The following is an 11,434-nucleotide window of genomic DNA, read 5'->3' on the forward strand; positions in this document are numbered from 1 at the left end:
CTCAGCTCCTCCAATACGAATTGTCCCAGGTGCGCGCGCCGTGATACAGCGCCTCATCCACCCACAGCGAATCGGCATACACCGCATAAGGGATCGGCTGAAAGCTGCCCCCGTCGCTGCTCAACTGCACCAACGCCGTGCTGAAGCCCGGGTAAACGTTCTCAATCAAAATATGCCCGCTGGAACGCAGGCCGGTAAAGGTCCCCAGGCGCGTCACCAGCCCAATCTCAGCGTGCTGATTCAGGCAGGCATACAGCCCCGCGCGCATCTCCGCCGCCGAAACGGCGTGGGGCGTGCCGTCGGGGTTGCGCAAATCATCCGCCAGCAGCACCGTGAACCAGATGTGCTGCACGGCTTGCAGCTGCCCCAGCGCGTCGGGGTAAGCCTCAAAGTGCAGCGAGATTGCCGGGCCGCTGCGGGGGCGCGGCTCCACGATCAGCCCCAAAGCCTCACCGCCCTGCACCGCCGCGTGAAACAAGGCCACATCGCAGTCAACGCCAACCGTTGCCATCATCCCACCGGTCCAATCGCCAGCCTTCCCGCGGCAAAGCCCCCCCGCCCGCCCGCAGGCCCGCCAGCCTCTCGCGAAATTCCGCCAGGCGCTGTTGGCCCAGCGCCAACCACTCACCCGCCGGGGTGCGCTCGCCGTAACTTTCGGTCAGGGCGTTGGCCCGCACCTGCGCCGCCAGCCCAGCCGCCCCCAGGGTCAGCAGCTCCTCACGGCAGGCGGGTAAACTGGTGCGGTCTGCCCCGTCCAGCCCCTCCAGGCAGTGGCTCAAGAGCGTCCAAACGCGCAGGCTCTCGCCCGCCTGGGGTGTGCGGCGCCCCCCCAGCCGCACCACCAGCACGCCCCCACGCCAAAAACTGCGGAACGGTGCGCGCGGGGGGTGGGTTTGCCCCGCCGTCAAGGGATACCACACCGCCAACACTCGCCGCGCACGCTCGAACCCCGCCGCCGTGCTGATCCCCTGTTCGCGCCCCGCCGCGCACACCAGCGTACCCTCGGTGCTGTCGGGGGCAGCCTCGGCGATCTCATCCAACGCGCTGCGCAGGGCCGCATCCAGCTGCTGGGGTGAAAAGCGCGCCGCCTGCGGGTCGCCCAGCCATTCCAACAGGCGGGTGTGCATCGCCGCCCGATTCATGGCCGCCGCTCCCAGCCGCCGTCCGCCCGCCGCACAAACACCCACTTGCGCCCGTCCGCGCCAATCACCGCCAGGCTGCCGTCCGGCCGCCAGCCCGCAGCCAGGGGTTCTGCCCCCATCAATCGCGCCGCCAACAGCAGGGCTTCTTCCTGCGCGGTCTGCGGTTTTCGTCGTTCGCCCATCTTGCCTCCTTTCGGGCCGCGGCGGGGGCCAGCCCAAAGCGCCCCCGCCGCCCCGCCCTCACCTACGAAAAGCTCTTGCCCACCCACGGCAGCCCGCGCAGCACCAGGCGGTGACTCAGGCGCGCCGCCCCCAACTGCCACACAAAGGCAAACACCGTGCTCAGCACCACCGCCAACTGCCCCGCCAGGCGGTCCGCCGCGCCCAGGTCAAATTCGGGCCGCAGCACCCCCAGCGCCAACAGCACCGCCAGCGCCGCCAGGTTCAGCCCAGCCGAAACCGTCCCCGCCTGACCGTCCTGCACCAGCCCGGCCGTCTTCAGCACGTTCACCAGCGCGGCGATCAAGGCGCCCAGCCCGCTCAGCGAGGTCAACAAGCCCAACAAGCTCTCAAAGTCCATATACGCTGCTCCTTCCTTTCATCTATTTGTGTTTCTGGCCGCCTACCCGGCCACGTTGCATTTGTGCAGCGGACGGTAGTCGTTCACCCACACCGCCAGGAAATGACGCACCTTCAGGCGGTGTTCATCGTGGGTAAAGACCGCCGGGCTGGTTTCGCTGCCCGCCAGGAACACCTCCGGCATCAGCCCAAAGCGCTCGCCCACAAAAATGGCCGGCACCACGCGCGGGTCGCAGGCCGCGGCCCAATTGGTGGCGTCGGTCCACTCCGGCACGGTGATCACATCCCCCGGCTGGCCCTGCTGCTGGTTTTCGCTGGTGATGTTGGCCGCGTTTTCCAACGTGGGGTACAGGATCTTTTTGGCGGTCAGCTGCAAGGCGCGCGGCACCAGCAAATAACGCGGGTTAACGCCCATCTGCGGCCCGGCGGCACGCAGGGTGTCGCTGTTCTTCACCAACATGGGCTGCTCATACACGCTGCGGCACACCTGATCCCAGGCCGCCGCCGAAAGGGCCGTGGTGCTCAAATTGGCGTGCCCGCCCGCCGTGGCCACCGCCGTGGCGTTAAACAAGGCCCCGCTGTCGCTCATCGTTGGCCCCACCCCGCTGTTGGCGGTGAAGACCGCCGCCACCAGCTCGCTGATCTTGCGCAGCCCGGCCGCGGCCAGTTCCCGCGGGTAAGCCCGCAGCTTGCGCGTCTCGTCGCGGTCAATCAATTCCAGCGTCAGGGGGATATAGCCGCCGAACTTCATGAATTGGGTCGTCTCGGCGCTGTCGCCCACTTGCAGCTCGGTGTAGGGGTCGCCCTCTTCCACCTGCGGCAGGCTGCCCACCGTGCCCATCAGCGTGCCGGTGACGGCCTGCAGGCTGTTAAAATGCTCCACCCAGGCCACCTTCTGCCACCAGTCATAGCCCGCCCGGCCCAGCTCTTCCCAACGGTTGGCGATGACCTTGTTCAGCGCGTTTTTCACCAGGCCGGAAAAATCCGCCGTGGTGGCCAGCCGCACCCGTTGAGGGTCATAGCCGCCGTGCAGGTCCTCGTCGCCGGTCAGCAGCAAATACAGCTCGCGGATGCCGCTCAGCCGCGCGGCGCGCAGCCCCTGCATGCCCGCCTCGCGCGGCGCCCCCAGCAGATCGTCCACGGCCGCCTGCAGCTGGTCTTCACTGCTGAACACGCCGCTCACCCGCCCCGGCCCCTGCACGCTCAGCCCGCCGGTCAGGGCGCTCACCAGTTGGCGGGCCTCATCCAGCGACTTTTGCAGCGCGTCCGGTGCAAACACCTGCCCGGCAAACTGCCGCCGCACCTGTTCCGCCGCCGCGGGGGGCAGCCGGCTGGCCTGCAAACTGGCCTCCAGCAGCGCCGCACACAGCTCCCCCTCCGCGCCGGTCTCGGCCTGCAGGGTGGGGTTTCCTTCGCTCTCAAATGCTTCGTTCATCGTTTCTCCTCTGTGGTTTTGATTCCATTCGCGCACAAACCGGCCGCCGCGCGCCGGGTCCACCACCAAATCCACCGACAGCACCTTCACGATCTTTTCCACGCGCTTTCCCTGAGCCTGAAAAAGCACATCTGCCGAAAAGCCCACCCGCAGCGGCCTGCCCGCCGCCGTGAGCATCTCGCGCCCCACAGCCGCCAGCAGCGGTCCACTGGGGCCCATCGCCCGCAGGCTCAGCCGCACCCCCTGGGCCTGGGCATCCCACAGCGGCTGGCGGCACACCCCCGCCAGGTCGCGCACCGACCCGCCCCAGGGGTGGTGATCCACAAAACAGCCCACCCCCTCCCAGCACGGCAGGGATTCCTCCAGCACCCCCGCCGGAAACTGCCAGCCGTTGCCCGTCCCCGCGGTGATGGCCAGGATGTCAAAGCCCTGCCCGGCCTCCCCGTCTGGGATCGCCGCCGCAGCGGCCAACCGCACCCGATGTTCCCGATTCATTTGCCTCCTTTCACGTCTTGGTCTCGCCGTTCTCCAAATCCAGCGCGGGAATGGGCTTGCGCGCCGGCGTCGGGCGGCTGCCGGGGCCGCCTCCCGCGCTGCGCCCCCGCGCCAACATTTGCTCCACATCCACGCTCTCGCCCGCAAACTTATAGGTCAGCCGCAGCAGCTCGGCGTCGTCAATCAACTGCCGGTCGCGCAGCTCGCACAGGGCGTTGAGGGCGTTGACCGCCGCCAGCCCCAAAGACACGTTGTCGCGCGCCGAAATGTCGCTGCCTAGCACCTGAATCTCTGCGCGGGGGTCAAGCTGCCGGTCCACGGCCGCCCGCCGCCCCACCGCAAAGCGCAGCACATCCCCCAGCATCCACAGGAAAAAGCGCTGGCGCTGCTCAAAATGGCGGTAGGTCGGCCCCCCGGCCGCCTCGGCGGTGGTGCGCGTGCTGCTTTCCGGCTCGGCCAAAAAATGCAGCGGAAGCCCCGCCCCGGCCGCGATCATCTTCTTCAGCGCCAGACCGTCCGTGTTGGCGTCCGCGCTTTCCAGCTTGGGGGCCAGCACGCTCCACTCTTCGTTCTCATCCGTCACCAAAATGGCCCCCGCCCCCGGCGGGTTGGCGTTCAGCGCCTGCTGGCGGGCGCTGCGTTCCAGCGGCTGGCTGAAGCGGGTGCGCACCACGTACAGAAAGGCGTTGCGAAAGCGGTTCAGGCGGGCGCGGTCTTCCAGCCAATTCCCATAACGCGACAGCCAGCGCAGCACCGGCCCCAAATCGCTCTCGCCCCACTGCGCCCCCGCCGGCCGGTTGATGGCGTAATGCAGCATGACCGCCGCCTGATCCGCCCCGCGCCCCATCCACGGCTGGGGGTCGGGCTGTTCCAACGTGGCCCGCGGCCAAAAAGCCAGCTCCTGCTCCACGTCGTTTTCCGCGCTCTGAATACGCTCGATCTGATCCGCCGGCACGGCGCGCACATAGCTCATCCCGGCCGCGTCGCTGGACATCAGCACAAACAGGTTGCCCGTGCGCGTCAGCTCGTCGCACCATTCCGCCGTGCGCACGGCCATGCGGTTGAGCGGGTGTTCCCAAAAGAAGCGCAGGAAATCCTGGGTGGGCGCGTGGGCGCAGCGCACCTGAATGCCCGAACCGGTCACGTATTGGGTGGTCAGCCCAACCATGCGCCGCGCCAGCGGGTTCACCCGCCAGGCCTCCAGCGCGTCCGCCAGCATCTGCCCGCGGTCGTTGGGCCAGCGGTCGCGCGGGCCTTCACTGTGCGCCCACAGGGTGCTGGCCCCCACTGTCAGCGTGTTGTCCTCCTCGGCGCGCCGCAGCTGCGCCCGGCGGCGAGAAAAGCGTTTTTGCAGCCAATCAAAAGCCATCGTCCATCTCCTTTAGGGGATCCACCCCCGGCACAATCATGGTCTCACCCGCAGGCGTCCACGGGCGTTCGTCCAGCACGGCTGCCAACGCCGCCGAAAGCACCAGGTCGTCGTGGGCGGTCTGGCCGCTGTGCGGGTCGCGGCTGCCGTCCGGCACACCCCAGCGCAGCATCCGCCCGGGGCCGTCCAAAGCCTGATACTGCACCAGGCTGAGCTGCCGGAAGAAAAGCTCCTGCCAGGCGGCCTGCTGGGGGGTCAGCAGGGCCGGTTCGCGCCAGCGGCCTGTATCCACCAGGGCCAAAAACTGCCAGCCCAGGCGGCTTTTGCTGGCGGCTGTGAACACAAAGCGCACTACCCGCCCCGGAAAAGCCTTTTCCAAAAAAGAAGCCAGCCCCGCCCCCACGCCGGTGGCGTCCACCACCCACCAGCGCGGCTGCCACAGCCCGGCCAGAGCCGCCAGGGCCGCGAACAGCTCGGTGTGGGCCACCCCCGTCCACACCTGCCGCCGCACCAGTTCGTAGCGCGGGGCGCGCACCCCGGGGTCGGCGCAGCTTTCGGGGTTCACGCGCACCACGCTCAACGCCGTGCTGTCGCGCCGCCCGCCCGCCGCCCCCGCGCCTTGCAGCGGGTCGGGCTGTTCCTCCTCGCCGCCCACATCCAGCAAAAAGGCGTAAACCTCCCCACTGCGCGGGGCCTCAAGGGCCGCGTGCCCCCCGCGCATCATCCCCACACGCTGCGCGGGGAACATGCCGCTCTCCGCGTCCAGCTCTTCGCAGTAATATTGGGTGCGCACCACGGGGTGATCGCGCCCCAGGCGGCGAATTTGCTCCTGCAAAAATGCCCCATAGCGCGGCACCTCGCGCGCCACCGCCTCGCCGTCCACCACAAAGGCGCGCCGCTGCTGGTCCTGCGCTTCCAAAGCCCGCGCCGCGCGCAGTTCCCGCGCCAACAGCGTCTGGCAGGTCCAGGCTGTGCCCCAAAACACGCGCGTGGCCTGGGTGGAAGCCGCCATGGGGGCAATCTCACGGTCGAATTTCTCGATGGAGACCCCCTGGGCTTCATCCACCTCCAGCAGGGTGCTGGCGGTGGCCCCCACGATGTGGCTGGTGGGCGCGCCCGAAAGGAAGGTCATGCGCGCCTGCCCCACGCGGTACACCCCGCCCGGCTCCCGCCGCCAACGCCCCCGCAGGCGCGCGTTGGCCTCCAAAGCCCGCTCCAGGCGGCGCATGGCCGTCAGCGCCTGGGGGCGCAGCGTGGGCGAAACCTTCACCAGTTCGCTGGGCCGGTCCGACAGCACCATGAGCAAATAGGCCTCAATCTGCGCCTGCACCTCGTTTTTCCCTGATTGGCGCGGGAACATGACCGCCAGCGAAAGCCCCCGCCCCTCAAACACCGAACGCACCACCGCCCGCGCCACCTCGGCCTGGTAACTGCGCAGCCGCACCCCGCCCAGCGCCAGCGCGCACCAGCACGGGTCGCGCAGACCGTCCGCCAGCCGCCGTGCCCATTCCGCGTCCTCCCCTGGCTGCGTCAATTCACGGCGCGCCTGACAAAAACGAACGCAGCAGCGCCGCCAATGCCGCCAGCGACGACCCGCCCGAGGCCAGCCCCGTCCACATCTTGAACTGCGTCACCCCGTCGGTGGCGCTGCGCAGCCGGCTCTCGTGATCCTGGGTGGTGGCCTCCAGGCTGGTCAGCCGCAGTTGGGTCATCTCACGGTCGTGGGCCTGCTGCGCGCGCAGCGCCTCTAAATCGGACTGTAATAAATGAATGGCGTGCTTGAGCTGCTCGGCGATGAGCTGCGCCTGATAATCTTCCATTCGCCCTCCCAAGAAAAACCGGCCGGACGGCAGCCTGGGGTGGGCCCAGGGGAGGCGCGGGCCGCCGCTCCCCGTTGGGATGTGCGCCCGCTGCCGCTCTTCGCTCGTTCCGTGGACCGCCCAGCGCTTTGCCCTATGCCAGGGACGCTGCCGTCCGGCCTTCCGCCGCCCGCCTGCGCGGACGGGTTGCGGACTACCGCTGCCGCAGTTCTCCGCGGATTTCATCCAGGGCCTGACTGATGGCCCGCTGCAGCGCCGAAGACTCATCTTCCTCCGGGCGCAGCTTCCGCTCCACCTGCAGCAAATTCCCCAAACGCTGAATCGCCAGGCTGATCGCGTTCAGCCGTTGAAGCAGCTCGCGCGGGTCAGCGTCGTTGTCTGTCTCCGCCAGGGCACGTTGAATCAACTGCCGCAGCTGTTCGATCTCAGCGCTCAGTCCGGCGGTTGGGTTGGGCGCGGGGTTGGGGCCGCGCCGGCGGCTGGGGGAGGAAGAGGGGGTTCTGGTCATGTGTTTTTCAGAATATATGTTCTATTTATGCTTCCAGTATCCCCCTTTTTTTGCCGTGTACAAGCTGTTAAAACCCGCAGTTTTTTGCGGTTAACCGCAATATTCTGCGTCCGCGGTTTTGTCTAAATTTGGTTACAAAAGAGTCGCGTTGACCTGACAGTTTGCCCCCGCTTCCCACCGATCAATTGACTTTTCGCTGCCCCTGTTGTAAATTCGAACCATGAAGAAGTTTAATCTTTTTTCATCTTTCAAAAACCGTCTTCGCCCCTCCGCGGGGCCGCCAGCCCAACGCGCCGCGCGCGCGCAGTCATTCGTCGAACTGGCGTTGATCATCCCTGTGCTCATCTTGATGCTCCTGGGCATGATGGAAGTGGTCATCTTCATCGGGCGCTACCTCGACATTCTGGATATGACCCGCGAGGCCGCCCGCTTTGCCTCCCTGCGCGACTACGAAGTCTTAGGCTATTTGCCCAGCGCAGACTGCCGCCCCAAAGTGACCATGGACGACGGGCACGGCGGCAGCATCACTGTGGAACCCCCCTTCCATTTCTACTTCCAGACCTCCTGCATCTTCTCGCCCCCCCAGGGCTCCCCCAACTGCACCGGCCCCAACGACCGCTGGTGCAACGGCGTCAACTCCTATGTGCGCTTCAACCCCGCCACCGATGACATCGTCATCTCGGTCTACACCATCGAATTTCGCGGCACAGGGCACATCGTTTCCAACACCTGGCCCCAGCCAGACGGCCTGGCCGATAACGGCGTGGAACGCAACGGCTATTGGGCCTATTCCGACAACGACAGCGACACCGCCCATAACAGCAACTGGAAATATGACTGCCAGGGCAATCTGACCCGCACCACCCCCCATGTGGATTACAACGTGGTCAACGACGCCCTGTCGCGCGGTCCCCTGGCCCGCGGCAATAAAGGCTACGTCGCCGTAGAGTTTTATTATTGTTATGACCAGGTGCTGGCTTTGCCCGTGGTCACCGAATTCGTTCCTAACCCGGTGAGGATTCATGCTTACACGCTTATGCCGCTCCCTTCGGCTGCGCCGACCCCAACGCCGCGGCCCTAGCCCGCTCATCCGCCGCCTTTCTGAACGCAGCGACCGCGCTCAGGTGCTGGTCGTGTTTGCGGTTTCTCTGTTGGCCCTCATCTTTTTCATCGGCCTGGCCGTGGACGCCGGCGCCATCTACGTGACCTACGGCCAGCTCAAGCGCGCCGTGGACGCGGCCTCGGTGGCGGCCGCCAACGACTTCAAAAAAGGCTATACCCGCGATCAGATGGAAGATTCCGCCCGCCAGGTGCTCATCGTCCACCAGGTGGATTTGGACCGCATCACCCTCAACGTGTATATCTGCGATAACAACGGCGATGGGGCTCGCGACGCTGACCTGCAGACCAACGTCCCCCAATTCTTCGCCCGCTGCCCCGACACCGCCAACGGCGAAAGCCCGCGCAAGTTTGTGTGGGTGGATGCCAGCATGAAGGCCCCCTTCTACTTCCTCTCTCTGCTCGGCTTTCAATCCGTGGACCTCTCCACCAACGCCATCTCCGAAGCCGCCCCCATTGACCTGCTGATCGTGCTGGATATCTCCGAATCGATGGGCGTTGACACCCCCGGCTACACCGTCAACGATTTCAACCCCGCGAACTGCAACGCCAACACCGAATCCTACGACGATGACGATAACGCCGCCACCGCCGCTATCCCCATTGTGGGCAACTGCGCCCCGCTGATCCAGGCGAAAAAGGCCGCCATCAAGCTGGTGGATACCCTCTACGACGGCTACGACAGCGTGTCCGTGGTCACTTTTGACCAGGTCGCCTACCAGGTTCCCATCGCCGACACCTACGACATGGCCGCCGTCAAGCAAGCCATCGGCGCCATCGCCCTGCACGACGACCCGCCCTACAACCGCCTGTGGGACACCTGGAAAAACCCCGGCCGCGTGAACCTTTCGAACCCTGAAGACCGCGACGGGGACGGCGCGGACTATGATAACCCCGCCGTGGTGGGCTACACCTGCCCCACCTTCACCGCCAACGACGGCACCGAATTTGGCCCGCCCGAAGAACATTATCTGGATGACCGCTGGTGGCAGACCGGCAACCCGGCTCTGGTTCCCGGCGGCGAAGGCGCCCCCGACCCCTTTGGCTGGGGCGGCGTGCCCTGCGACCGTGATGATAAGCTGGACGCCTACGACTGGGACCGCAACGGCAAATGGACCCAGTACGATCACGACACCTCGGGAGCCTGGCTGACGGCCAACGACCCCGACGGCGCGGGAGCGCTGTCTGTCACCCTTTCGCCCCTCTCTACCTGCACCGGCTGCGGCATTCGCGTGGCCGCCAATGTGCTGCGCCAGACCGGCCGGCCCAGCTCGGTGTGGGTCATGGTTCTGCTCTCGGATGGAGCCGTCAACCTCTCCGACACGCATGTCAACGCGGGTGAGCTGAACGGTGAGGATGTCATCCCCTCCTGGTTCCCCATGGGCTTCTGCACCGGCCGCCTATTCGGCCCCTGCGTCAAAGACTTCGGCGTCGGCGCCGAAGACGGCTCTGCCAATGACGGCTACTGGTGTTCCGCCTGCCAGGACAACTTCAAGGCCACCCGCTACTGCGTGGATCATGAAGAAGCGACCTGCCCAGATGACACTACCTGGATCGGCGACACCTGGACGCCCAACACCCTGCAAAAGCGCTACAGCGTGTACGACTACGCTCTGGATATGACCGATGAAGCCGCCCTGACCCGCTCCACCAAATTGACCGAACCGGCGGGCAACGACATCGCCATCTACACCATCGGTCTGGGCGCGGCCAGCAGCGGTGCAGACCTGCTGCGCTATCTGGCCGCCGTGGGCGATGACGGCGACCGCACCACCGACCCCTGCGCCCCCTTTGCCGCCAACCCCACCCGCGACTGCGGGCAGTATTACTTTGCCGATACCAGCTACGAGCTGCAAGAGATCTTCGAAGATATCGCCAGCCGTATTTACACCCGGATCACGGACTAAGAGGGAGGGTCATATGCCCCCAATTCAAAAAGCCTTTCTCAAGCTGCAAAACCGCTACCGCTCCCGCCCAGCACAGGGTATGGTGGAATTCGCCCTGGCCCTGCCGGTTTTGCTCCTGCTCACCTTCGGCACCATCGAGTTTGGCCGCCTGCTTCAGGCCTGGCTGGCTTTGGAAAACGGTGCCCGCTTTGGCGTGCGCTACGCCGTGACCGGCAGTTACAACCCGGAATACTGCAACGAGGCCGCCGCAGCCCTGGGGCTGGAGACGGAAGACGGCCTGGACGGCAACCTGGACTGCAAAGTCCCCGATAAATACCCCGCCGGACACCCGGATGCAGGCAAAGATGTGCCCCATTCCGAAGAGCTGACCAACCGCCTGATTGACTGGGCGCGCCTGCCCTCCATGCGCGACGCCACCATCTCCGGCGCCACCGGCATCGCCTGGAGCCCCGATCCCGCCGTTTCGGGCGATTACCTGGGCTTCCTGGACGGGGCTTACGACGCCACCAAGACCTGCACCGACGGCTCCGGCAACACCGTGCCCTGCACCGATTTCCGCGGCAATCCCAGCGAGCCCGGCTATTTCAGCATTTCCTCCTGTTCCAACCGCGTTTTCACCATTGATGACTATAACCCCTTCAGCGATGACGGCGGCGGCTTCCGCTTTAACAGCAACGCCTTCTATCTGAACCCCTACGCCCCCAACCCGCTGCCCGCGGCTGAACAAAATCTCTACCGTTATCCGGTGTACTGCGAACTGTTCGATGATGACGGCAACTCCATCGTCCGCTATGTGGACGACGCCGGCGGCCCTGGCGACCGCGTGCGCATCGTCCTCACGTACCGCCACACCCTCATCACCCCCTTCCTCAGTTCCTGGTGGCCCACCCTGGTGCTGACCTCTGAACGCGAAGGCATCGTGGAAAAATTCCGCACCTCGCGCGTCACCGGCCTCACCGGCGCCGTGGCCCAGGCCGCCACGTGGACCTTCACCCCCACCCTCACCCTCACCCCCACCACCACGCTGACCCCCACGGTCACCCTGACCCCCACCGTCACG

At 66.2% G+C, this 11,434-nt stretch carries 12 protein-coding genes; 3 read left to right on the plus strand and 9 right to left on the minus strand.

All coding sequences use genetic code 11. The annotated features are described in order from the left end of the window. Position 1 precedes the first annotated feature (1 nt). The 9 genes from ADN01_RS01715 to ADN01_RS01755 form a co-directional block, all read right to left on the minus strand. Positions 2–514 (minus strand): hypothetical protein, encoded by a 513-nt coding sequence (locus ADN01_RS01715; RefSeq protein ID WP_113918829.1) that lies wholly within the window; start codon positions 512–514, stop codon positions 2–4. After that, a complete protein-coding gene (locus tag ADN01_RS01720) occupies positions 492–1,142 on the minus strand; it encodes a hypothetical protein (protein ID WP_075070869.1) in 651 nt (216 codons plus the stop codon). The genes ADN01_RS01715 and ADN01_RS01720 overlap by 23 nt, the downstream gene beginning before the upstream one ends. Next, on the minus strand, positions 1,139–1,324 hold the full coding sequence (locus tag ADN01_RS01725) for a hypothetical protein (RefSeq protein ID WP_062417331.1): 186 nt from the start codon (positions 1,322–1,324) through the stop codon (positions 1,139–1,141). The genes ADN01_RS01720 and ADN01_RS01725 overlap by 4 nt, the downstream gene beginning before the upstream one ends. A 62-nt stretch (positions 1,325–1,386) precedes the next feature. Further along, on the minus strand, positions 1,387–1,722 hold the full coding sequence (locus ADN01_RS01730) for a hypothetical protein (protein WP_062417330.1): 336 nt from the start codon (positions 1,720–1,722) through the stop codon (positions 1,387–1,389). Between the two features lie 42 nt (positions 1,723–1,764). Further along, positions 1,765–3,651, minus strand: coding sequence for a phage major capsid protein (locus tag ADN01_RS01735; RefSeq protein WP_062417329.1), 1,887 nt, complete (start codon positions 3,649–3,651; stop codon positions 1,765–1,767). Between the two features lie 10 nt (positions 3,652–3,661). Then, positions 3,662–5,020 (minus strand): hypothetical protein, encoded by a 1,359-nt coding sequence (locus ADN01_RS01740; RefSeq protein ID WP_062417328.1) that lies wholly within the window; start codon positions 5,018–5,020, stop codon positions 3,662–3,664. Next, positions 5,010–6,554, minus strand: a complete 1,545-nt coding sequence (locus tag ADN01_RS01745; RefSeq protein WP_062417327.1) for a phage terminase large subunit family protein — start codon at positions 6,552–6,554, stop codon at positions 5,010–5,012. Before ADN01_RS01745 ends, ADN01_RS01740 begins: the two co-directional genes overlap by 11 nt. A gap of 1 nt (position 6,555) precedes the next feature. Continuing rightward, the gene (locus tag ADN01_RS01750; protein ID WP_062417326.1) at positions 6,556–6,840 is read right to left on the minus strand and encodes a hypothetical protein; all 285 of its coding nucleotides are present in this window, start codon (positions 6,838–6,840) and stop codon (positions 6,556–6,558) included. Positions 6,841–7,033: 193 nt separating this feature from the next. Next, positions 7,034–7,348, minus strand: a complete 315-nt coding sequence (locus tag ADN01_RS01755; protein ID WP_062417325.1) for a hypothetical protein — start codon at positions 7,346–7,348, stop codon at positions 7,034–7,036. A gap of 220 nt (positions 7,349–7,568) precedes the next feature. Between ADN01_RS01755 and ADN01_RS01760 the strand changes: the two genes are divergently transcribed. The 3 genes from ADN01_RS01760 to ADN01_RS20175 all read left to right on the plus strand — a co-directional run. Continuing rightward, a complete protein-coding gene (locus ADN01_RS01760) occupies positions 7,569–8,429 on the plus strand; it encodes a TadE family protein (RefSeq protein ID WP_062417324.1) in 861 nt (286 codons plus the stop codon). Next, positions 8,371–10,374 carry a pilus assembly protein TadG-related protein gene (locus ADN01_RS01765; protein WP_075070870.1) on the plus strand — a complete coding sequence of 668 codons (2,004 nt, stop codon included), beginning with the start codon at positions 8,371–8,373 and terminating at the stop codon, positions 10,372–10,374. The genes ADN01_RS01760 and ADN01_RS01765 overlap by 59 nt, the downstream gene beginning before the upstream one ends. A 13-nt stretch (positions 10,375–10,387) precedes the next feature. Beyond that, positions 10,388–11,434 (plus strand): TadE/TadG family type IV pilus assembly protein (locus ADN01_RS20175; protein ID WP_075070871.1); only part of this gene is annotated, 1,047 nt, incomplete at its 3' end.

The organism is Levilinea saccharolytica, from assembly GCF_001306035.1.
Classification (GTDB): Bacteria; Chloroflexota; Anaerolineae; order Anaerolineales; family Anaerolineaceae; genus Levilinea; species Levilinea saccharolytica.